Origin of the sequence: Paenibacillus taiwanensis DSM 18679, from assembly GCF_000425125.1 — a bacterium.
GTDB classification, from domain to species: Bacteria; Bacillota; Bacilli; order Paenibacillales; family Paenibacillaceae; genus Paenibacillus_B; species Paenibacillus_B taiwanensis.
In genome coordinates this window covers 467,919-491,091 of the sequence record NZ_KE384307.1, presented here as the reverse complement: position 1 = coordinate 491,091, position 23,173 = coordinate 467,919, and the positions used below count along the sequence as shown (strand labels likewise).

The 23,173-nt window shown below is 45.3% G+C and carries 19 protein-coding genes; 11 read left to right on the top strand and 8 right to left on the bottom strand.

Going from position 1 to position 23,173, the window contains the following annotated elements:
* Positions 1–131 precede the first annotated feature (131 nt).
* The 4 genes from H509_RS0116185 to H509_RS0116170 form a co-directional block, all read right to left on the bottom strand.
* Positions 132–2,441 carry a DUF4434 domain-containing protein gene (locus H509_RS0116185; protein WP_028545998.1) on the bottom strand — a complete coding sequence of 770 codons (2,310 nt, stop codon included), beginning with the start codon at positions 2,439–2,441 and terminating at the stop codon, positions 132–134.
* A gap of 37 nt (positions 2,442–2,478) precedes the next feature.
* Complete coding sequence (locus H509_RS28615) at positions 2,479–2,601, bottom strand: hypothetical protein (RefSeq protein WP_281169748.1); 123 nt, start codon at positions 2,599–2,601, stop codon at positions 2,479–2,481.
* A gap of 77 nt (positions 2,602–2,678) precedes the next feature.
* Complete coding sequence (locus H509_RS0116175; protein WP_028545997.1) at positions 2,679–3,920, bottom strand: glycosyltransferase family 2 protein; 1,242 nt, start codon at positions 3,918–3,920, stop codon at positions 2,679–2,681.
* A 605-nt stretch (positions 3,921–4,525) separates the two neighbouring features.
* On the bottom strand, positions 4,526–5,713 hold the full coding sequence (locus tag H509_RS0116170; RefSeq protein ID WP_028545996.1) for a glycosyltransferase family 4 protein: 1,188 nt from the start codon (positions 5,711–5,713) through the stop codon (positions 4,526–4,528).
* 245 nt (positions 5,714–5,958) lie between these two features.
* On the opposite strand from H509_RS0116170, the gene H509_RS0116165 reads away from it, so the two are divergent.
* Positions 5,959–6,489, top strand: coding sequence for a phosphatase PAP2 family protein (locus H509_RS0116165; protein WP_028545995.1), 531 nt, complete (start codon positions 5,959–5,961; stop codon positions 6,487–6,489).
* Positions 6,490–6,658: 169 nt separating this feature from the next.
* Complete coding sequence (locus tag H509_RS0116160; RefSeq protein WP_028545994.1) at positions 6,659–7,825, top strand: UDP-N-acetylglucosamine--LPS N-acetylglucosamine transferase; 1,167 nt, start codon at positions 6,659–6,661, stop codon at positions 7,823–7,825.
* 120 nt (positions 7,826–7,945) lie between these two features.
* On the opposite strand, the gene trmB is transcribed toward H509_RS0116160, so the two are convergent.
* Together trmB and H509_RS28010 are read right to left on the bottom strand one after the other, a co-directional pair.
* Positions 7,946–8,668 (bottom strand): tRNA (guanosine(46)-N7)-methyltransferase TrmB, encoded by a 723-nt coding sequence (trmB, locus tag H509_RS25625; protein ID WP_036697636.1) that lies wholly within the window; start codon positions 8,666–8,668, stop codon positions 7,946–7,948.
* 228 nt (positions 8,669–8,896) lie between these two features.
* Positions 8,897–9,064, bottom strand: a complete 168-nt coding sequence (locus H509_RS28010; RefSeq protein ID WP_169450931.1) for a hypothetical protein — start codon at positions 9,062–9,064, stop codon at positions 8,897–8,899.
* Positions 9,065–9,487: 423 nt separating this feature from the next.
* Here H509_RS28010 and mnmL point away from each other — a divergent pair, with 423 nt between their 5' ends.
* The 4 genes from mnmL (at position 9,488) to H509_RS0116130 (ending at position 12,571) form a co-directional block, all read left to right on the top strand.
* Positions 9,488–10,453, top strand: coding sequence for a tRNA modification radical SAM protein MnmL/YtqA (gene mnmL, locus H509_RS0116145; protein WP_028545993.1), 966 nt, complete (start codon positions 9,488–9,490; stop codon positions 10,451–10,453).
* A 1-nt stretch (position 10,454) separates the two neighbouring features.
* Positions 10,455–11,039, top strand: coding sequence for a tRNA 5-(aminomethyl)-2-thiouridylate-methyltransferase MnmM (gene mnmM / locus H509_RS0116140; protein ID WP_028545992.1), 585 nt, complete (start codon positions 10,455–10,457; stop codon positions 11,037–11,039).
* Positions 11,040–11,187: 148 nt separating this feature from the next.
* Positions 11,188–11,580, top strand: coding sequence for a VOC family protein (locus H509_RS0116135; RefSeq protein ID WP_028545991.1), 393 nt, complete (start codon positions 11,188–11,190; stop codon positions 11,578–11,580).
* Between the two features lie 22 nt (positions 11,581–11,602).
* Positions 11,603–12,571, top strand: coding sequence for a type I phosphomannose isomerase catalytic subunit (locus H509_RS0116130; protein WP_028545990.1), 969 nt, complete (start codon positions 11,603–11,605; stop codon positions 12,569–12,571).
* Positions 12,572–12,697: 126 nt separating this feature from the next.
* On the opposite strand, the gene H509_RS0116125 is transcribed toward H509_RS0116130, so the two are convergent.
* Entirely contained in the window at positions 12,698–14,494 is a 1,797-nt protein-coding gene (locus H509_RS0116125; protein WP_028545989.1) for a B12-binding domain-containing radical SAM protein, read from the bottom strand.
* Between the two features lie 181 nt (positions 14,495–14,675).
* Here H509_RS0116125 and H509_RS0116120 point away from each other — a divergent pair, with 181 nt between their 5' ends.
* From H509_RS0116120 to H509_RS0116105, 4 genes are all read left to right on the top strand, one after another.
* Positions 14,676–15,911 carry an aminopeptidase gene (locus H509_RS0116120; protein ID WP_028545988.1) on the top strand — a complete coding sequence of 412 codons (1,236 nt, stop codon included), beginning with the start codon at positions 14,676–14,678 and terminating at the stop codon, positions 15,909–15,911.
* A 234-nt stretch (positions 15,912–16,145) separates the two neighbouring features.
* Entirely contained in the window at positions 16,146–17,072 is a 927-nt protein-coding gene (locus H509_RS0116115) for a polyprenyl synthetase family protein (RefSeq protein ID WP_028545987.1), read from the top strand.
* An 81-nt stretch (positions 17,073–17,153) separates the two neighbouring features.
* Positions 17,154–17,333, top strand: a complete 180-nt coding sequence (locus tag H509_RS0116110) for a hypothetical protein (RefSeq protein ID WP_028545986.1) — start codon at positions 17,154–17,156, stop codon at positions 17,331–17,333.
* Positions 17,324–19,693 (top strand): ATP-binding protein, encoded by a 2,370-nt coding sequence (locus H509_RS0116105; RefSeq protein WP_028545985.1) that lies wholly within the window; start codon positions 17,324–17,326, stop codon positions 19,691–19,693. The genes H509_RS0116110 and H509_RS0116105 overlap by 10 nt, the downstream gene beginning before the upstream one ends.
* Before the next feature lie 77 nt (positions 19,694–19,770).
* Here the strand turns inward: H509_RS0116105 and recQ are convergent, their stop codons facing one another.
* On the bottom strand, positions 19,771–21,618 hold the full coding sequence (gene recQ / locus H509_RS0116100; protein WP_036697629.1) for a DNA helicase RecQ: 1,848 nt from the start codon (positions 21,616–21,618) through the stop codon (positions 19,771–19,773).
* Between the two features lie 568 nt (positions 21,619–22,186).
* On the opposite strand from recQ, the gene H509_RS25620 reads away from it, so the two are divergent.
* Positions 22,187–23,074, top strand: coding sequence for an RluA family pseudouridine synthase (locus tag H509_RS25620; RefSeq protein ID WP_036697935.1), 888 nt, complete (start codon positions 22,187–22,189; stop codon positions 23,072–23,074).
* Positions 23,075–23,173 lie beyond the last annotated feature (99 nt).

Genomic DNA, 23,173 nt, shown 5'->3' with positions numbered 1-23,173 from the left:
CAAGTAATATATCACAAGCAAATCCACTCGTCAAGGCTTACCTTTACTTTTTTTATTTTTATCCGTTCCTTTTACTTTTCATCCTTGCACATTCCTCACTTCGCCTTTTGTCTTCCTTCTTTTGTCTTTATTTAACGATATACGGTCATTTCATCCATAAAGGACCATCCGCTCGAAGTGCTGATATCAACCTGCACATATTTGGCTTTGACTGTACTAGTCAGCTTGAAAATGTAAGCTTTGCGTGCCTTACGCTCTGCCGGCACTTTTTGGATGGTGCCTCTTGTTGTAAAGTGCTGACCGTCAGTTGACGTCCTTACCGTTATATATTCAGGCAAGTTAATGGCCGCACCTTCATCACGTAAAAACGAAGCGTCCAAACGACGCAGCTTCACAGGCCGACCAAGATCCAGTGTCACGCTGTACTTGGCAATATCCGCCCGAGCTTGCCAGGCTGGATCTGTGAATTCTATGCTGCCTAGCTTCCCATCCGTCAGCTTGACTCGCCCCTGATCCGGATAAGCTGCGGCGGCGGCATGAGACACCGTGTAAGGTTTATGCAGACTTACCCGCTCCAACTGCTCCTTTACCGGTATCCCTGCTCCCTTGTACTGCTCCACATGAAATTCATCCATAAAAACCCACGACTCGGGTTTTATCGTTATGACAGCCTTAACGTAACGAGCCTGTTCTTGTGGGAATACAAGGCCAAACTGAACTTGACGATTTACTGCCGGTTCACCATAATTGGCGCTGCGATAAGGCGCCTGTCCCAGTAATCGATACTGGATATCATCATCCGATATCCAGTATTCCACTTTGGTTGGCAGTGCTGCACCTATTGAGCCGTGAGTCAGAAATTGCAAAGAGACCCCGTCAATAGGCCGGGTTTTCTCTAAATCCAACGTTACTGTATACGTTTGCGGTACCTTGCCCGCCTTTCTACCCTGCCAGGCTAGATCTAATGGATCATTGCTGGCGGCATTTCCATCTGTCAGCTTATTACTCTCGCGGTCTGGATAAGCTGAGTTCGCCGGCATGGATACGACGTAAGATTTGCCAAGTGCCCAGTCCGTCGATTGATAAGACGTTGCAATGGAGACAGGATCGGATAGCCGTGAACGATTGCCTGCGGCATCTGCCGCCTCTACTCTGTACCTATACGTTGTATTCGGGATAAGCCCAGTGTCCTGATACTGTGGCACATAGGACTTTCCGATCTTCACCCCATCGCGATAAACGTAGTACATTGCGCCAATGTTGTCGGACGAGGGCTGCCAGACCAGCTTTATTTTATCGGTCCCCCATGCGGCCACGTGCAAGCCTGAGGGTACAACAGGTGCTTCCGAATCTACACGTCCAGTGTTCACATACTGCATATATGTTTCGTGATAATAGGGAACGCCAACTACTTTCGGACTTTGATAATGGTCATAGGAAAACGTAATCAATTCATCCACATACGGCTTAATCCGCTGCATATGCTGCACGACCTCCCGAATCGGCATCGGTTCTGCAAACCAAGGTTCCGGATTGACAGACCGAAACGTCTCAACATCTGCCCACAGCTTGGTCATCGGGTGCCGATCTGTCACTGACTTCATAAACGCATACCATTGTATGGTCGCCTCTTTACTGCGGTAGCCTCCACCGAGCCCATCCTGAACGATTAGATAATCCAAGGGGACCTGTTGTAAAATACCGTCCCACGTCTGTTTCCAAGCTTTTTGATTTTGCGCAGGAGATTGCGCACACCAGCTTTCTGGCCAAAGAGCCGGAGCCGTTGACGTCTTCAAATTACCTGGCAGCGCATGCACGTGATCCACAACCCGTTTAAACTCTGCGGCAAGATTACGAATGGAAGTCCTGCTCTGATAGCTGCAATTTTCCATCTCATTGGTCAAATAATATCCCTTTAAAGAAGAGTGACCACCATAACGGTTATGAAGCTCATCCACAAATGCTAATCCATATGTAAAAAGCTGATGAAGCCACACTTGCTGATCCGCATGGTATTTATACCAATCCTGGTTCTCATTCAGCCCGAGCCATACGTCCAAGCCCAGTTCATCTGCGGCCTGAAGCGCAAACTCCAATGGATCTCCCTTATAGCTGGTATCCTGCTTAAAGCCATCCAGTGCAGTCGGATAGATGGTTTCTTTCTTCTTTGAATCCCCCGTCCATTGAATAATAACGAGGCGATGACCTGCTTCTTTCAAAATAGACAGTTCTTCCATCCAATCCTGAGCTGTCCACTCATGCGTTATATTGGGCTGAATAAAGCTGCCCATTGATTTTGCATCCCATACGGGCTTTATCGTCTTTTCTCCAGAAGCAGCTCCCGTCGTCATAGCTGTGCTGCCCCACAAGACTGCACACAGCAGGACAAGCAGTATACAATTCGATTTATTGCTCCCTCTGGCAGCCCCTTTTCGTCCCACTCCAATTCACCCTCCCATCACTATATAAACGTTAAGGTTATATATATCTCATCTCATAAATCCGATAAGCCATTTGTACTTCATATGTAGAGTGCCCTAGCATGCTTATTTTAACAACTGCACCGCGTGGCTGCGCAGCTTCAGTTTCCTTATGTGCCACAAACTAGCTCCTCACAAAAAAAGAGAGGCAGCAAGTGCCTCTCTCCTGGTTCGTATATAATTTCATGCAGCTCTAATTTAGCTTACTTGTTTGCCATGAACTTCATCCAAACGAACGACACGTGTGTGCTCTGTATGGCTCCATACTTTGTTGTTCTGTGTAAAGAATGCGTAAAACGTAATCGGCCACCAGGACAACAAGAAAATCGGGAACGTAATAAGTGACGCATATACACGCCACGACTTGACTCCTTCTAACACAAGTGCCAATATAAAGGCCGCACACGTGGCTACAACCGATACAACAGCTAACCATGTCGGCAAATATTCATAAAGTGTTGGGAAATTCGGTCCGTTAAACAATGCCGCGTCCACCCACATGTAACCGGTAAGTAAAAACGTAACGAGCACCGTATACACGGTAATCGTATATAATGCAGTATCAAACTTCGCCAAATTGCGTTCTTTCAAGCTCTGCCATAGCAGTGGGAAGAAATAACGGCGAGCAACTGTAAAGTGTCCTTGCATCCAACGCAACCGCTGACGCGCGGAAGCTTTGAACGTAAGAGGTTTCTCATCATATACACGTGCTTTGTAGTTAAACACAGGATTTACACCATTTTTTACACAACGAACGGTAAACTCCAAATCCTCAACCAAGCTTGTTGCTCCCCAGCCCATATCTTTTAGCAACTGGTTCTCAAAACACATACCCGTACCACCCAAGAAATTAGCCATTTTCAAATTCGTACGGGACAGCTGCCACAAACGATTGCAATACCAATAGGTAACACCATATGCCGCAGTGATCCATGAATCATGTGGATTTTTAGTATCAATATATCCTTGAATGACACGTGCACCAGAACATAGATCGTTATTCATTTCACGCAGAAAATCTGGGCTGACCAAGTTGTCCGCATCAAGCATCACAACTGCATCGAATTGACGCGGCATTTCCCACAGCTTCTTCAGCATCCATTCAATAGCATAACCTTTCCCACGCTGATGCGGGTTGTGACGTTCACATGCTGTCCAGCCGTGCTCACGTACAATTTCAGCCGTATTATCCGTACAGTTGTCACAGATGACAAACACATCGTACATATCTTTAGGATAATCTACTGTCTTCAGGTTCTCCATCAGTGCATCAATAACTGCTTCTTCATTATGAGCCGCAACCAAGACTGCAAAGGTCTTTTTCGGTTCAAATTGTTTATGATTCTTTTTTCTGTAAATACCAAACAGCGACAAGGTAAATTGATATACCCCGATTGCCGCCAATATAACTTGCAAGGCAACAAGCCACTTTTCCACCATGATTAGGTGTCCCCCTTTATTTATATACCCCTGAAACATTGGTTCTTTTTTCTCTATAATCTGTTTAAAGTAACCAATTCAATCTAACACCAGCCATTTTCAGTTACCTCTTTATCTATGTTTTATGGTAACGAAACATAAAAACGGTCAAACACGATTTTCTAACGTTTGCTCTCTTTTGTCAAAACCTTTTATTGGCTTCCACAGCCTTCTAGGTTTAATATTAGCCATTATGTCAAGAGAAAAGTCATTAGATCATGCTTTAAGGCTTCATTTCGTTTTATTTTCATCCAAATACACCGTTTTTATGGCTTTAGACCTCCTTTTTGCAATGAATGTCGAAAGCAGCACAGTAATTACTACGGTGAATCACATCGAATGCACGTCATGGCGGATCTTACTCCGCACTTCATTATTAGACGTACTGGACACTTATAAGGTTGCAGCAGTTACTACCTGTTAACCCATAAATGTAAATACGAAACGGGAATATTCGTCAATTTATAAATGTGTCATTTGTGTGAACAAATATTGTGCAGCATTTTCAACTCAGACGAAATCTATCGCAGGAAACTAATTATGAAGCAAAGTAAAGCTATTGCTCATTAGGCTTCCCAACAATGTGGCACATTAGCGATTTGGCGGTAATGATCCAGCATTCCCCCAAACACCTGCTCCCACGAACGACGTTCAGCGCTGCGTCTTCCTGCTGCTCCCATGACAGCACTGCGCGACGATTCCACATGCGCACGCAACAGCATATCTTTGAAGGCCTCTAAGTCATACGGGGGAACTAGCCATCCGGTTGCATCAGATATGACCAGTTCAGCTGCGGCACCTGATTGTGTCGTAATTACCGGCAATCCACACGACATTGCTTCCAGAATGACGTTACCAAACGTTTCACTGGCAGACGGAAATACAAACCAGTCCGCAATTCCGTAATATAGGGAAAGCTTATCTTGTGCTTGAAAATCAACGAACCGAATGTCAAGCACGGCGCCATCACCATGCAGGCGCTGAGTCTGATGCAATCGTGCCTGCCGCTCCAGCCTAGCACGTTCTGGACCGTCGCCTACAAGCACAAGCAAGCTTTTTGACAAATGGACGGCTGGAAGCGCAGCGTAAGCTTCAATTAACAGGTCTACAGATTTCTCGGCTGCCATTCTGCCTACATACAGCATGATCTGGCGGTCGATAGGCATCCCAAGACTAACTCGTCTTAGCCGTTTTTCCTCAGACGCAAGCGGCTTAAACAGTTGCGCATCAACCCCTCGGGTCCAAACGTGCAGCCGATTCCAGCCTTGAGCCTCAAGCATTCTCATTGTATAAGTGGAAGGGGCATAAACAGCTTGGCAATCTCGATGAAACCAGCGCATATATTTCCATAACAGCATCTCCAAAGACTCAAGATGATAAAACTTTAAATATTGATCAAAATGAGTGTGGTAAGATGCAACAAGTGGTATTCCACGTGAACGCGCATAACGGACTCCGATCAAGCCAAGCGAGAACGGTGTCGCCACATGAATAATTGAAGGGTTAAAAAGGTCAAGTTGGCGTCCTATCCATGACGGATTCGGCAGAGCAAAGCGGCAGTCTGGATAAACTGCAACTGGAATACTAAAGACGCGGTTAACATGCCACTCATTCGCCAGTGGTTGCTGCGACATAGGTGCAATGACACGAATGGGTACATGATGCTTGCATAAATATTGCGTCCAACGCTTCAACGTTCTTGCAGCTCCGTTAAGCTCCGGCCAATACGTATCAGTCAACAACGCAACACGCATAAGAAGCCCCCTCCAATATTATCATTTTCCCTTACACACCTATTAGGGTAAAATGACAGTATAGACTGCATATCAAGACGGTGTAAAAAGATCGTGAAGATCCTTCAGATGGCAGTTCTTAATAAGAGGTATACGATGTGTATTTGTTGAACTTTCTTAATTGAAAATTCACAAATCGATCATCTTCTGATAATGTTACGTTGTTACCCTACTTATTGAATATACCGCATAACGGAGGGAAGACCATGACCCGTGTTATCGCGTGGCTCGGACATCGTGAGCGACAATTATTTTTCTGGATTAACCATCGTCTGCATCATCGATTCCTTAACATTATATTGTACACGCTGACCCATTTAGGCGGAGCAACCTTTACGATTACCTTTTCGGTGCTGCTAGCATTGTTCGCTCCAACTCCGTGGGACACCGTGGGATGGCAGTGTTTGGTAGCTCTGACCGTTAGCCACATTCCAGTAGCACTTATTAAGAAAGTTTATCCTAGAATTCGTCCGCATTTGGCATTGCCTAATATTCGGACATTTAAAAAGCCGCTCATCGACCATTCCTTTCCATCCGGGCATACTACTGCAATTTTTTCAATTGCAGTTCCCATTATAATGATGGTGCCTATGCTGGCATGGCTGCTGCTTCCTATAACGGGCATCGTCGCTTTATCAAGGATGTATTTAGGACTTCATTATCCTTCAGATTGCTTAGTTGGTGCGATACTTGGCACTAGTGCTGCTGTTGGAACTGTGCTGTTGTGGCAAGGTTAAATGAGGCAACTGAACTGGACTAGAGGGTCTGATTTTGGTTATCATGCAACTTTTTCCTGTACTTATACGTAGTGAACTTATTATGAGAAGAGGACTAGGTTACTTAAATTATAGAAAAAGAAAGGTGACGACCATGCAACAAGCTGTTACATTGCTCCCTTCTTCTGATATGGGATTGCCTGAAGAGGACTGGGGAAGCAAGAAGCGCATTTTGTTGTTATCGGAACGCTTCGGCGCAGGTCACACTCAAGCCGCTCATGCGCTGGCAGTCAGTTTACGCAAGCTGTCGCCGCACGTACAAACACGTGTTATTGAGCTCGGCAGCTTCCTGAATCCTAAGATGGCTCCGCTTATTATTCATGCTTATCGGAGAACGGTAACAGTCCAACCTAAACTTGTCGGGTTTATGTACAAGACACAATATCACCGGTCTTTAAATCGTCTCACGACCTTAGCATTGCATCGTGTATTTTATACACACGCAATGGCTGTAATGAAGCAATTGAAACCCGACATGATCGTATGCACGCACCCGATACCTAGTGCAGTCGTATCTCGGCTGCGCAAACACGGACTAACTGCGCCGCTCTATACGCTCATTACCGATTATGACGCACATGCTGCTTGGGTAAGTCCAGCAGTATCCAAATACCTAGTATCTACACCGGAAGTGAAAGACAAACTGATGAATCATGGGGTACGTGCTGAGCGTATCCATGTAACGGGCATCCCTGTACACCCTAAGTTCTGGGAAACGCATGATCGTGACACTAAAGCGGCAATTCGAGACAAGTTTGGTTTAAAGGAAATGCCAACCGTCCTCGTAATGGGCGGGGGCTGGGGACTAATGGACCCTAACGATGTGAATGAATTATTAACGAGATGGCGAGGGGACGTCCAATTTGTGTTTTGCATTGGCAGCAACGAGAAACTGCGCAATCGCCTATTACGCAACCCACGCTTTCGACACGAGAACGTGCATTTGATCGGTTATACGAATGAAATTGATCAATTAATGGACGTGTCCGATCTGCTTGTGACTAAACCTGGCGGTATGACTTGTACCGAAGCGTTAGCCAAAGGCATTCCGATGCTGTTTTACAGCCCGCTTCCAGGACAAGAGGAAGAGAACTGTCATTATTTCACTGCTAAAGGGTACGGAGAACCGATTGAGTCGTCGCATACGGTTACGAAGTGGATGAACCTGCTTGTACGGCATTACGAAGAAGTGATACAACGCCGTAGATTATATGAGCAGAATGCAGCCCAGTATAATCCTAAAGCTTGCGCCGAAACCATTCTGACCTCATTTTTTGATAAGTATGAACCCAAGTAATACAGACGCAATTCATTTTCTTATCCCACCAATTCAATCGTAGATCGCTTAAAAAAGGTTCCCTTCCATTAACGGAAGAGAACCTTTTTTTCAAGTAAATGACACGATTATCGGATAAGATTAATAGCGCCGTTTCACCTGTGACTTTCTAGCTTCGTAGCGTGCTAAAGCGGCTGATCCTATTACGACTTCAACTCGGTGGATATTCATCCCTTTTCCAGAAAACTTCTCCTCGTATTCTGTCATGACATGTTCTTCATTTAATCCACCACGATGCAGGTCAAGCGAGATGTTTGTCATCTGGAGCCCCATATCTGCAAATGAATTTAAAGAAAACTCAAACAAAGTGACCGAGTCTGTCTTGAAATGAATTTCCGCGTTTTCGTTCATAATCCGACTGTACTTCTCAACAAATCTGGGGTGAGTTAATCGACGGCGCGCATGCTTCTTCTTTGGCCACGGATCACTGAAATTTAAGTAAATTCGATCGAGTTCTTGTTCGGCAAAAATCGTTTCTACAAATTCCAGATTTGCACGCACAAGCTTCAAATTAGCCGGATGCTCCATCCCTTCTCCAGCCTGCTCACCAAGCGCTAGCGCTTTCTCGCTCGCACGGGCAATTAATTCATCGTACATATCGATACCAATAAAATTGATATCAGGGTAACGCACACTCATCTGCGTTATAAACTGGCCTTTTCCCATTCCAAATTCAACATAGATAGGATGATCATTTCCAAAAAGTTCTTTCCATTTTCCTTTATGGGCCTCAGGGTTCATCACCACGAGTGTGGACATTTGCGCCAACATCTCCGGTGCGCCTTTTTTGCCGCGTAAACGCATGTTTATGCCTCCATTAGTGTGTAATAGTAATAATGACTACAACTAAAATGAACTGAACTTACCCTTTGGATGCTCACTGTGAATAGATCCAACAATTAATTGTGCCGAATGATCAAGCAAATGTAAAGTACGAAAAAAAGGAATGCACACAGGCAACAACCTCGCCCTGACATTCCTGTTCGTAGAACATGTATATGAGATGCTTAGCTATAAAATTAACACATACCTCTATACTTCAAACTTGCGATCAATGGCATGCTTCAGCTTACGTGTTGCATCGCTCTTCACCTGAGGCTGATCATTAAAACGCTGACCTGACAGCGCCAATGCCTCCTTAACTGTTAGTTCAACCGTTACTTTCTCTTCTCCACGCGGAATAACGATACTTGAATTCATTATCCATCACCTCACTAATTGTTGCTTGCCTGTTAATCAGTATAGACAGGTCATGAAGCGGATATGCCAGAAAACGATCAATGAAAACGGTTAACACCTTGCTGTTATGCGATTTTAATGTAACATGAAATGTGAGGTTATTCAAGCCTAACTTCGCTTTTATTATCGTTTCTGATACAATAAAATAAGCTTTTAATGCCGTTTGCAGCCTACCAACAGCAAGCGCGAACTAGGAGGTATATCTGATAAATTTCAGGCTACCATCTAACTTCCGGCTTAATAGATATCCTTCTACTGAAGGTATGCTCATCGGAGCAACATCACCCACTACCTGCTAAGTGTGCTTGTATGGACAGTAGTGGTGACAGCCGCAGCTTCATCGCGGACTTGATATACGAAAGGGCTTGCTGAAAGTTGAAACAAATACATGAGACAGCACAGTTAGATCATGAACACTCTCCGCTGCTTTGGGGAGACAAACGTTTTCATACATGGAATTATGAAATGCGCGAACAGTTTGGCAATAAAGTATTTAAAGTTATGCTTGATGCTGGCTTCACCTGCCCGAACCGCGACGGTGCAATTGCGATTGGCGGCTGCACATTTTGCAGCGCACGCGGCTCCGGTGACTTTGCCGGAAAGCGACGCGATGATCTTGTTACACAGTTTAATACGATTCGCGACAAGCAGCATGCCAAATGGCCAAATGCCCAATACATCGGTTATTTCCAAGCCTATACGAACACGTATGCACCGGTCGAAACGCTGCGCGAATATTTTGAAGTCATCTTGGAGCAGCCTGGAGTTGTCGGCTTGTCGATCGCTACACGTCCAGATTGCTTACCAGATGACGTTGTACAATATTTGGCTGAGCTTAATCAACGGACGTATCTCTGGATTGAGATGGGATTGCAGACCATTCACGAGTCCACCTCAACTTTAATTAACCGCGCACACGATACACAGTGTTATTTGGAAGCCGTAGAGAAACTGCGCAAGCATAACATTCGTATTTGCACACATATCATTTACGGTCTTCCTCAAGAAGATTACAACATGATGTTAGATACCGCCAAAGCCGTCGCCCAAATGGACGTCCAAGGCATAAAGCTGCATTTGCTTCATCTGATGCGCAAAACGCCGATGGTCAAGCAGTATGAAGCTGGCCTGCTTCGATTTTTGGAGCAGGATGAATACGTGAAACTTATCGTTGATTCACTTGAGATTCTACCACCTGAAATGATTGTGCACCGTGTAACAGGTGACGCGCCACGCGACCTGATTATCGGTCCAATGTGGAGCCTGAAGAAGTGGGAAGTGCTGAATTCAATAGATGCAGAGCTGAAGCGACGGAACACATGGCAGGGCAAGTTGTGGAGGGACAAATAAGATGGGCTTTTTATCCGTGCTGAGTTATGCCCAGCAGGTCGTCAAAGAGCGCGTCCACCTTGGCGACCTCGTCGTGGACGCAACGATGGGTACGGGCGTTGATACACTGTTCCTCGCCCGTTTAGTTGGTGAACGCGGTCACGTTGCCGCGTTTGACATCCAGCAGGAGGCGCTCCGGCTCACTACGGAGCGCCTCCACGCTGCGCTTGGCGTCGATGGCGCCAAGCATGTGGCCTTGCGGCATGCGAGCCACGCAAGCATGCCAGCCCTGCTGCCGCCCTCGTGGCTTGGGCAGACGGCTGCCGTCATGTTTAACTTGGGCTTTCTGCCTGCGGCAGAAGCTGACAAGTCCGTCATGACGGAGCCGGGCTCAACGCTGGCCGCGCTAGAGGGTGCGCTCAGCCTGCTGCGCCCAGGCGGGGTACTCAGCGTTGTACTTTACCCGGGCCACGAAGGCGGCGATCGCGAAGCGGCCGCTGTAGAGGCGTGGGCCGAACAACTGCCGGCACACGCAGGACAAGCGGTCGTGTACCGTATGGTCCAGCGGCAGCACGCGCCTTACGTGATCGCAATTGAGAAGCGCTAGCACAAATCCAAGGTGTATAATTTAAGGCATAAAGATTACAAACAAATCTATAATATGAACACTCTTTTTTGCTTTTCCTTGATTAATATAGAAAGTATACCGTGTAAGGATGGAACATTTCTATTCAAGCCCTAAGGAGATGGAGCAAATGACTGTACGCAAGCTAGAGCATACTGGCATTATGGTTGGTAACTTGGACACATCCATTCAATTTTATACAGAAGTAATCGGTATGAATCTCAAGGACATCGTAAATCATGCTAACGGCGTGATTCGCCTTGCCTTCCTTGGTTTTGAAGGACAAGAAAGTATTGAGCTTGAACTGATCGAAGGATACAACGCTCAGCTGCCTGTTGAAGGAAAAGTCCATCATTTGGCGTTTACTGTAGATGACATCGAGTCGGAATTTAAGCGCATTCAAGCGCTCGGTATTGAACTTATCGACCAAGAAATCGTCACCCTTCCTAATGGAAGCCGATATTTCTTCTTTAAAGGTCCAGAGGGCGAATGGCTTGAAATGTTCCAATCAACAAGAAACTAGACTACGACTGGGAGTGAAGAGCATGATTACACCATACCCGCTTAAGTTTCAACCCGAATTTAAAGAACGTGTTTGGGGCGGACGCGCATTAGAGCAGTTCGGACTAGCATTGCCTGAAGGTCATATCGGAGAAGGCTGGATGATCGGCGACCACCCGAACGGCATCACTCGTGTTGTTAATGGTGAACTCGCCGGCCAAGGCCTGGACGATGTTCGCGAGCAATACGGTAAAGAATGGTTTGGAACAAAAGGCTTTTCCGAGAAAAACGGCCGCTTCCCATTGTTAATCAAACTGCTTGATTGTAATGATGACTTGTCTGTGCAAGTTCATCCAACTGACGAATACGAGGGCTTGCCGCAAGGTGAACTGGGCAAGACAGAAATGTGGTACGTTCTCGATGCCAAGCCAGACGCCAAAATTATTTATGGCCTAAAAGAGGGCATCGATCGTGAAGCATTAGCAAAAGCAATTGCAGAGAATCGTATTATGGAAGCGCTACAGGAAGTTCCCGTTCAAGCGGGCGATTCCTTCTACATCCCTGCTGGCACGGTGCACGCCCTTTGTGCTGGCGTAGTTGTAGCCGAGGTTCAACAGAACTCAGATACGACGTATCGCTTGTATGATTACGACCGTCCTGGACTCGATGGCAAGCCGCGTGAGCTGCATATCGAAGATTCCCTTAACGTGATTGCTTATGAGGGAGCAGGTGCTTCCCGTATGAAAACGGACGATGCACAGCCTAACGAGTGGCTCACGCTTGCTCAATCGCCTTACTTTGTCGTGGAGAAAGGGATTGTGAACACAGAGTGGGCTTTGACGACGACATCGGAGAGCTTTGTGATTCTAGTCGTGTGCGAAGGAACAGGGACACTACGCTGGACAGATGGCTCCATTGACTTCCGTTCAGGAGAGTGCTTCTTGCTTCCAGCAAACCTGGGAGAATACTCACTGGATGGCAATTGTACTGTATTACGTTCAGTAGCTCCTTAACTGGACGTATCGCTTTGTTATCTTCATGCAAATGCTGCATGTTTTGCAGTTGCATTTACGGTAATTACAAGAACAGGTCTGCCCTATGTAACATAGGAGCAGACCTGTTTGACTATATAATCAAGCTTATTTTAAGACGAGACTTTGTTCTGGCAAAAAGAACAGCAGTGGCTTCTCATCATCCGTCTGTTGGTATAACACAATCACGATAGTTGACGTCTCTTGATCAGCAATCTTTTTATTGCCACTCACGGCTTCCGCATTATCTACAGTCATCCACTGGAGTGCGTCAAATGAAAGACGCTCCACAACAGCATGCTTATGAAGCTCCTTCTCGCTTAATCCGAGACTTGCAAACACACTGGACACTCGATCTGGCTGCTGCGCCGCGAACCGTAACACATTAGCGGCTTCGTCTTTTGATAACGAGACGTCCCACCATATTTTACGTGGCTTGTACTTATGGTTCATAAAGTAATCCAGCTTCATCAAGCCAAATGCAACGGATGTCTGTTTTAATTCCCGTTCCTGCAAGAAGCCCCGAAGCCGCACAAATAAATCTTCTAGCTGGTGGCCAATCTTCTGCCAGCCTTTGGACTCCCAATAATCACCGAACGCCTGAAAGAAATCAAATGGAGAATCAAACTCCCGCTCCATTAAATGTTCCATCGTATAGTCCATCCGATGTGAGTTCCAATATTTTTCCAACACATCCTCAAGTCGCTTTAAACGAACGACATCATCAAATGACATCACGTTGTTGCTTAACATTTCATAAGGCGCATGATCCATATAAATGTAGCCATACTTCTCTGCATCCCGTCTTAGTCCAGTGCCCCGCAGCATTTTCAAGAAGCCCAGTTGCAGTTCCTCAGGTCTTAACGCAAACACATCATTAAATGTTTTACGGAAGGTGTCATAGTCTTCAAGCGGCAATCCGGCTATCAAATCCAAATGCTGATCGATCTTCAGACTATCCTTCACCTTGTTCACTGTACGTGTCAGCTTCGCAAAGTTCTGGCGTCGCTGCACCAATTCATTAGTCGAATCATTTGTTGATTGTACACCAATTTCAAAACGGAATATGCCAGGAGGCGCATTCTCTGCCAGAAAGTCCAGCACTTCAGGACGCATAATATCAGCCGTAATCTCAAACTGAAACACACAGCCCTGATGGTTGTCGATCAGAAACTGGAACATTTCCATTGCATAATCACGCTTGATATTAAACGTACGGTCCACAAACTTAATCAGATTAGCACCGTTTTCAATCAAGTATAAAATATCAGCCTTCGTTCGCTCCATATCAAAATAACGCACGCCCACTTCAATACTGGACAAACAGAACTGACAGCTGAATGGACATCCTCGGCTCGTCTCAAAATAAACGACGCGCTTACCAAGCTCCCCTATATCCTCCTTAAAGCGATGAGGGGACGGAATTTCATTCAGATCCAACTTGGGTCGAGGCGGATTAATGGCCACTTTACCGTGCTTGTCTCGATAAGCAAGTCCAAACACAAAGTGATATTTCTGCTCTGTGCTCATCTCACGCAGCAGGTGTAGTAACGTTTCCTCCCCTTCACCCACAACGATAAAATCAACATCCGTTACACGTTCCATCCAATAGGAAGTGTCGTAAGATACCTCAGGGCCCCCTAACAAAATTCGAACGTCTGGACGGACCTTGCGCAGCATACTGATCACTTTAATCGTCTCTTCAATATTCCATATATAACAAGAGAAACCGATCACGTCCGCATTTCGCTGGTACAAATCAGATACGATGTTCATCACCGGATCTTTTATTGTGTACTCTGCCAACTCTACGTCAAATTCATGCTCACAATGCGCCTTCAAATACCGGATCGCAAGCGAAGTATGAATATACTTTGCATTTAATGTCGCTAATACTACTTTCATAATTTCTCCTTTCTGCTAACAGCAGCCATCCCCATTATAACCATTTGCAGCAATTAATTCGACAACCGTTGTAATGAAATCCCCACCCCCTAATTTGTAGATTTGAAAAGTCTGTTTTGATTGCGATCGTAAAATGGTTTATATTTGTAACACAGGTCAATTACTAAAGGAGGATTTCCCAATGACTGCATCATTTGAACACAACTTAAAAAAATATGCAAATCTGATCGTAAAAGTAGGTGTAAACGTTCAGCCAGGACAAGATGTATACGTAACCGCGACAACTGAAGTTGCTCCGCTTGCCCGCCTGGTCGCTCGTGAAGCCTATGAGGCTGGTGCATCCAACGTGCATGTCGACTGGGTTGACGAGGAATTGTCCCGCTTAAAATATGAGAAAGCAGCAGATGAAGTGTTTACGGAGTATCCTGAGTTTGAAGCTTTAAAACGTAACACATTTGTTGACAAGCGGGCCGCATTTGTTGCAATCGTTTCCTCTAACCCCGACTTGTTAAAGGGCATTGATCCGCAGCGAATCGGCAACTTCCAGAAAGCATCCGGACAAGCGCTTGATCATTATCGCAAAGCGGTTCAATCTGACAAAGTAAGCTGGACAGTTGTCGGTGCTGCTAGTGCAGACTGGGCTGCCAAAGTATTTCCGGATGCAAGCCCTGAAGATGCAGTCGAAAAGTTGTGGGATGCCATCTTTACCTCTGTCCGTCTCCATGCAGAAGATCCGGTACAAGCATGGGCTGACCATAATACTACCTTACATAAGAAAGTTGACGTTCTGAACGGCCAACATTTTCACAAGCTGCATTACCGGGCTCCTGGCACGGATTTGACGATCGAACTGCCAGAGAAGCACCTGTGGGTTGGCGCAGGCAGCACCAACGAACAAGAAGTTCCGTTTATGGCTAACATGCCAACGGAAGAAGTGTTTACAGTGCCGTTTAAGGAAGGTGTGAACGGCTACGTGTCCAGCACAAAACCACTCAGCTACGGCGGCAATCTCATAGACAACTTTAAGCTTACGTTTGAGAAAGGCCGAATTGTCAAAGTTGAAGCCGAGCAAGGTCAAGAAATTTTGCAGCACCTTGTAGATACAGACGAAGGTTCGCATTATCTGGGAGAAGTTGCACTTGTTCCCCATCATTCCCCGATCTCAGAGTCGAACATTTTGTTCTACAACACGTTATTTGACGAAAATGCGTCCAACCACCTTGCGATCGGCAGCGGTTATGCCTTTAACGTAGAAGGCGGCAAAAAGATGTCCAGTGAAGAGTTAAGCGCTAATGGCGTAAATAACAGCATTACACACGTGGACTTTATGATCGGCTCAGCCGAGATGGATATCGACGGTATTTTAAAAGATGGCACTGTAGTGCCTGTATTCAGAAACGGAAACTGGGCTATTTAATATCCCTTTGATGTAAAGCGGCAGAGCCTAATGGCTTTTGCCGCTTATTTCATTGCCGCCGTCCAATTGGAAGCGCGAACAGAGATCCATTTGTGGGGCCAAACATTAAAAAAATCATTCTCTTAAAATGTTTATCGATATCATTTTTAATATGGGCGCTTATTCGGTTGCCTGTTTTTTCTTTTGTCGTTATTATTATCATTAGTAGTATAGTATCAATGGTGGAGGTGAGATATGGAAATAGAACTAGTGAGAATAAAAGAGGAACTGTACGCATTGATCGACGAATTTTTCACAGATTCGATAAGATTATATGCACGACGTTTCTTGGATGACAAACTAGAAGAAGATACTCATTTTGGTTTGTTGACCCTATTCCACTATCGGATGTTTGGGGGAGAAGGAGACCTGATTTATAAAGCTGGCGCTGCTATGGAACTGTTCATGCTCAGTTATGATATCTTCGATGACGTACAAGACCAAGACGCCTCACATAAGTCATGGATGCAAATTCCCCAGCCTTTGGCCATTAATGTTGCAATCGGATTGTTTAATTTGGGACATTATGCTTTACAGTCTAGTTCAACAGACTTGGAACGTCTTCGGTTAGTCGTTAATATGACGCAGCGGCAATTGTTAGCTGCTGTGAATGGACAGACGATTGACCTTATGAACAGCGTTGTGGATATGGAATCATACATGGACATGATTGAACAGAAATCTGCTTCGATGTTAATTATGGCATGTATGACAGGAGTACTGCTTGCTACTGGTGAATACAATACGACCGTCGAGACTTACGCAAGGGAAATGGGCTTTGGAGCCCAATTGCTAAACGATTATCGTAATATGATTCGTTGGGAGCACTCAAGTGATATCACTTCAGGCAGAAGGACGCTGCCCATTCTGATTTTGTTGGATGAGCTTCACAAAGCAGCATACTTAACCGAAGCACAGTTCGACAAGCTTTCAGAGTATATAAGCAACGATCTGTTTAGAAGCGAAATTATTCGTATATTTGAGCAAGCTGATGTTGAAATGTACATTGATGTCCTGCTAAGAACCCACTATTTCCAATGTATGGAGCACTTTGATTCCTTGTCTTTGCCTGAATCTAGCAGAACTTTATTCATTACTTATTTTGTTAATGGCCTAAAATAAACCTTATCCGTTAGTGGAGCAAAAGTATCATCGTTAAAGTCCAATAACCTAAATTCATATTTATAAAATGGAGGGAATTATATGTTGTTAAACATTATGAAGGAACTTAAGAGCGATGCGGGTAAAATGGAATTGTTTATGACTGGACAGCTACAGTTTGCAGGTATGTCGGCAAGTCAAGAGCGGGCTCTCAAAGCGTCATTGAATACACACAAGGAGGCTAGAGAAAAATACTCATTTGGGTTCTGGGCGTGGGCATAAGAAAAAAATTTATTAACTGGATAGATGCACTTTTTGTTATTGTTCTACTTATCGTTATTTTTCATCTCGTTAATGTATCTTTAGCTAACGCTAAAATAGGGTTAATTGTAACCCAAACTTCAGGACAATATCGGATTACCGAGGTGTACCCCTTTGATCAGGCTGATCAGAATAAGATACAAGTCGGGGATCTACTGCTTGAAGTGAATGGTCGTGATGCAAGTGAACATTATTACGTTGAAAAGTACAGAAGCGTAGAACAAGCCGACACATTACGCATTCAAAAGCAAAATGGCGATATCCAGGAAATACATATTAACAATGAACATTGGCTCGACAACATCAATACAAACACCTTGTTTTTCACTATCATTATACCCGTCTTATTTTTACTCATTTTTCTGCTTATGTCTTTTATTGTGTACGTCAAAAAGAAAGAAGATAATGCAGCCAGACTGCTTATTCTGTTCTTTATTTCTGTCGGCATGATCTATTTTGCTTCTCCTGCCTCTGGCAGACTCGACCTCGTGGGCAAGCTGCTTATGTCTTTATTACCTCTTTGTTTCTGCATATATATGTATTTCATGAACGTATATTTAGCTCGCTTCAAAATTAGATTTGTTAAGCCCGTAGTTATTCATACACTTACTGCTATTGTCGTCACACAATTTGTTCTTAGTGGTTTATTTATAGTGGATGCGATCGATTTTGATATTATATGGGTCATTAATCCGATCTTTTTAGCTTTGATTGCCATCAGTTATTTGATTTGCTTGTACCGACTTATCGTTATATTTAAGCGATATCGATACACAAAGCTTAATCCATTATTTAAATTTATGCTCGTTGCCCATGCAGCGTCGTTTATCCCGTTTGTATTAAGTAATGTCATTACACTATTTTTCTTTAAAGTCCAACTGCTCCCTGCCTCTTTTAGCACCTTGTTTTTGTTGGCGCTGCCCGTAAGCTATTTATATTTATTTACGTCCAATCGTTTATTCGATATTGATTTTATGCTGACAAGGTTTAAGTACTACACCGCATTATCTATACTGCCTGCACTTGGTGTTCTGCTCTTTATAGTCATTATCTTTAATATTGAGTATGACCATACGTGGGTTCAATGGTTTCAAATCTACGTAGTCATCCATATCGGGTTCACCCTGTTTCTTTATCTCAAAGAGCTTATTGACTATAAGTTTCGACCCAAATTTTTCAAGCAGATGTATAGTTATCAGGACAGTCTTGACCGCTTCTCCCGTTCAATGGCGCGTGTCATGAAGAAGGATGACCTGATTCGTGCCATTGAACAAGAAGTGTCGATCATGCTGCCGTATTGCAGATATCAATTTTTAACGGTCAACAGCGATCAACAGAGCGTGACTCCGGCTCCTTCTAGTGATGTGGATCAGGCGATCTCCAAGGCACTGCTAGCAAGCGCCCACACATTTCAAATTGCTGATGTAATTACGATGCCTCACGGCGTCGCCTTAATTATTGGCAAACGTAAAGACTGTTTGTACGTACTTTGGATTGGCAACAAAAACAACCGGACTTTATTTAATGTCGATGAGCTTCAATGGCTGAAAACGATCGCGAATTACACTAGCATCGTACATGAGAACCTGTACTTTCTTGAAAATCTGATGGAACAGTTGGAAGAGGAAATGAGTCAAGCACAGTCTGCTACTACATCTCCTTGGCTGCTGCGGCTCTTGTTTCTCCTGTCCGAAAATGAACGCCGCCGACTGGCTTCGGATCTCCATGATTCCGCATTGCAGGATCAACTGATCTGGTACAGAAGACTTGAAACCTTTATGGTAGACAACAAATTGTCTGCACATATGCACAATGAGCTGTATCAAATCAGGGAGGGATTACTTGACGTCATCCATCAGATTCGTGAAACGTGTAATGAGTTAAGACCTCCGTTAATTAACGAGCTTGGCATTGTAGAGGCGATACAATCTCTGACAGACCATCTTCAACTTCAGGTGAACTTTGCTGTCATTCTTCAAAGCAAGCCGGTAACGGCAAAGTTAAGTGAAGAACAGATTACAGCCGTCTATCGGATTATGCAGGAATTGTTACGTAACACGGAGAAGCACGCCAAAGCCAATCAAGTCATTATTGATATTAAAGAAGTCGATCATCACATTCATCTTACCTATAAAGATGATGGTATTGGGATGAACCTTGAGAATATGCAATCCTCATTTAGCCGCATGGGCTTATCCGGAATTCGTGAGCGAGTGATCAGTTTGGAGGGAAGCATTGAATTCCTTTCTGAAGCGGGTATGGGCTTAAGTGTACATATCATTATCCCGATCAGCTTATCAAACCGGCGAGAAGAAATGTGACGATTGTGGATTCGTAACGGATTTGCACATGGAAAAGGACCCGGGTAATTCGGGTCCTTTATTTTTGTAGAACATGCCTATTCGCTCATGTCCTCCCAATCCCCGCGTTCATCTTGCTCCGCTTCGGCATCTTTTAACTGCCGGAACAATTCCAAGAACGGCATCCCGAATTTCTTGATCTTGGCCTCCCCGACACCTTTCACTTTTAAGAAAGCAAGCTCTGTCGTTGGCCGTGTCTCTGCCATCTCGCGCAGCGTGCTGTCATTAAAGACGATATAGGGCGGCACATTCGCCTTGTTGGCAATGTCACGTCGCAGCAGTCGAAGCTGCTCAAACAACGTTTCATCCACCGCGGCTGATACTTTCGGCTTAAGGGAACTGGCAACTCTTTGCATCACCTTGCGTTGTCCTTTCAACACATCTGCGGCAGGTTGAAGCAGCCTAACGACCGGATACTGCCCTTCGCTAAGCTGTAAATATCCATCCGCAATTAAGACGTAGATCAAGTCAGCAATTGCCTTATCTGTTAGATGGCGCATCTCACCATGCGTAGACAGCGTGTCAAATCGATAGTCGAGCACTTTCTTGTTCCGTGACCCTTTGAGCACAGAGGCTACCATAGAGACACCAAACCGCTCGCGCATCCGATAAATACAGGAGAAGATCTTCTGTGCTTCTACCGTAATATCTACCTCTTCACGCTCATCTTTGCAATTGCCACATACGCCGCAAGGCATATCATTCTCCTCACCGAAGTACTTAAGCATATACGTCTGCAAGCAACCAAGCGTATAACAATAGTCGATCATTGATTGCAGCTTCTTATACTCATGTGCCTTTCGTTCAGGCAGCGATTCACTTTGCTCAATAAAGAACTTTTGCGTCTGTATGTCCTGCGGATGGAAAAGCAGCACGCATTCACTGGGCTCCCCGTCACGACCTGCCCGCCCCGCTTCTTGCACGTATGCCTCCATATGCTTTGGCATGTTGTAGTGCAGCACATAACGTACGTTTGACTTATCAATGCCCATGCCAAACGCATTGGTTGCAACGATGACCCGAATGTCATCGTAAAGGAAAGCCTCCTGCATCTTGGCGCGCTCGTCATCCGACAAGCCTGCGTGGTACCTGCCCGCTGGCACGCCTGCCTTCTCCAGCATCTCGTGCAGATCCTCCACTTCCTTACGTGTGGAGGCATAAATTACGCCCGCTTGGCTAGCTCGCTGCTTCACGTAGTTAAGCGTGAATTCTTTACGATTCTCACCGCGCAGCACGGTAAACGCCAGATTATCCCGCTTGAAGCCTGTAATGACCAACTCAGGCTGACGCAGCTCCAGCAAGCGAATAATGTCCTCCGTCACTTCAGGCGTGGCGGTTGCCGTAAATGCTGCCACGAGCGGACGCTCGCCAAATTCATGCGCGGCAAGCGCGCGCACAAAAGGTGCGATTGCTCGGTAACTCGGGCGGAAGTCATGCCCCCATTGCGAGACACAGTGGGACTCATCAACTGCAATAAAAGAAATACGCAAGGAGGCCGCACGTTCACGGAACCAATCACTTTCGAGCCGTTCCGGCGCGACATACAGCAGCTTCAGCTTCCCTTGCTCTGCCTGACGAAAAATCCGGTTAACCTCGGCTATTTCTTGCGTGCTATTAATAAACGCCGCTTCAACCCCCAACGTATGAAGCGCGTCCACCTGATCCTTCATCAGCGAGATTAGCGGAGAAATAACAAGTGTTAGTCCGTGCTGAAGCAGCGCCGGAATCTGATAACAAATCGATTTACCTCCACCCGTTGGCATAATGCCTACCGTATCCTGCCGATTTAACAAATGCTCGATAATGAGTGTCTGACCTTCCCGGAAATCTTCATATCCATAAATACGCTTAAGCGTATTCCGTGCATCCATCATCGTTAATGCCATTGCTGCAATCTACTCCCTTTGTTCAAGATCCCTTATGCCACGATCCAGTTGTATATGTTGTTAGTATACCATGTGCGTACTGCTCGTGCAGGTTAATCGGCTCTGTTTAACCTTAGACAAACGTGTCCTGTAGCCAGCTTATAGCGATTGCTTCCCCTTTTTGTTATGATAGAACTATTAAATTCGGTTACGAATGAGGAGCTATCCATCTATGAAATCACAGCATCAACCAAGAAAGACCAATCACGCCAACAAATCCACTGCAAATCGGTCGCCTAAGCGTGGATCAAACACATATACAGCATCATCAAATACAGCATCGTCAAATGCAAACGCCAAGAGCCCATTCGATTACGCAGCGCCACCTTCGAAGAACAATCGCTCATCGGCCCACCGATCTGGTGGAACCTCAGGCAAGCAAGCCCATGCCTCTGCCAGACATACAGCACATACAGCAGGCCCCAAGGGGACACGCTCTGCTTTTGAATACTCTACTAAGCCGGTTTCAACTGCTGCATCCAAGCACAAAGCAGACAGCAAGCGCCAAGATAAACCTGCCGCGGCACCTATAAAGTCAAAGTCTTATGAAGTTAAGCAGCAAGGCGAACTGCTTGCTTTCCTATTAGAACAAATGTCTGGTTCAGGACGTAACGCTGTCAAGGCAATGCTTGCGCGTGGTCAAATCACGGTTAATGGTCGCGTAACCAAGGCTTACAACTACAACCTTGAGCCAGGGCAGACCGTCATCGTCCGGATAGGCCGCGCCCCGGAAGAAGTGCCAATGATCGGCTTGCGTATCATCCATGAAGATGATGATGTCCTAATTATTCATAAGGATGCTGGTTTATTGTCCATATCTTCACATCATGACTTCCCTGGTGATGAAGTAACAGCTTATCGCCAACTGATGACGCACGTTCGTAAATCAGGCGCTAGCAACCGCGTATTTGTTGTGCATCGGCTAGATCGTGATACATCAGGTGTGATGATGTTTGCAAAAAGCGAGCATGTGCAGCAGAAGCTACAACAATCGTGGCAGGATACGGTTCAAGAGCGTACTTATATTGCGCTTGTAGAAGGTGCTGTGAAGAAACCCGAGGGTACCGTGAAATCGTGGCTCAAAGAAACCAAGACGCTTAAAATGTACTCCAGTCCATTCGCCAATGATGGTCAGCTAGCGATTACGCATTACAAGCTGCTGCAATCCAATCGCCATTATTCTCTAGTAGAGGTCAGTCTGGAAACCGGCCGCAAAAATCAGATCCGTGTCCATATGCAAGATATCGGGCACCCGATTGTTGGCGACAAGAAATATGGCGCCAAGTCCAAAACGATTGGACGACTTGGACTACATGCTCGTGTCTTGGCATTTAAGCATCCCACTTCAGGCAAGTTGATGCGCTTTGAGACAGATATCCCTAAAACATTTACCAATCTGTTTCGTGAAGAACGATAACATCCTACACGTCTAATTCAAATAAGCCTGGCAGCTCATCTGCCAGGCTTATTTCTATCCTAATTTTACGTCATATCCACTTGTACCGTTCAATAGCAC

Coding starts and splice junctions, on each gene's coding strand:
- H509_RS0116120 (WP_028545988.1), top strand. CDS start 14,676: ATGACTGCATCATTTGAACACAACTTAAAAAAATATGCAAATCTGATC.
- H509_RS0116165 (WP_028545995.1), top strand. CDS start 5,959: ATGACCCGTGTTATCGCGTGGCTCGGACATCGTGAGCGACAATTATTT.
- H509_RS0116175 (WP_028545997.1), bottom strand. CDS start 3,920: ATGGTGGAAAAGTGGCTTGTTGCCTTGCAAGTTATATTGGCGGCAATC.
- H509_RS0116110 (WP_028545986.1), top strand. CDS start 17,154: ATGTTGTTAAACATTATGAAGGAACTTAAGAGCGATGCGGGTAAAATG.
- H509_RS0116160 (WP_028545994.1), top strand. CDS start 6,659: ATGGGATTGCCTGAAGAGGACTGGGGAAGCAAGAAGCGCATTTTGTTG.
- recQ (WP_036697629.1), bottom strand. CDS start 21,618: ATGGCATTAACGATGATGGATGCACGGAATACGCTTAAGCGTATTTAT.
- H509_RS0116135 (WP_028545991.1), top strand. CDS start 11,188: ATGACTGTACGCAAGCTAGAGCATACTGGCATTATGGTTGGTAACTTG.
- trmB (WP_036697636.1), bottom strand. CDS start 8,668: ATGCGTTTACGCGGCAAAAAAGGCGCACCGGAGATGTTGGCGCAAATG.
- mnmM (WP_028545992.1), top strand. CDS start 10,455: ATGGGCTTTTTATCCGTGCTGAGTTATGCCCAGCAGGTCGTCAAAGAG.
- H509_RS0116125 (WP_028545989.1), bottom strand. CDS start 14,494: ATGAAAGTAGTATTAGCGACATTAAATGCAAAGTATATTCATACTTCG.
- H509_RS0116170 (WP_028545996.1), bottom strand. CDS start 5,713: ATGCGTGTTGCGTTGTTGACTGATACGTATTGGCCGGAGCTTAACGGA.
- H509_RS28010 (WP_169450931.1), bottom strand. CDS start 9,064: ATGAATTCAAGTATCGTTATTCCGCGTGGAGAAGAGAAAGTAACGGTT.
- H509_RS0116130 (WP_028545990.1), top strand. CDS start 11,603: ATGATTACACCATACCCGCTTAAGTTTCAACCCGAATTTAAAGAACGT.
- H509_RS0116115 (WP_028545987.1), top strand. CDS start 16,146: ATGGAAATAGAACTAGTGAGAATAAAAGAGGAACTGTACGCATTGATC.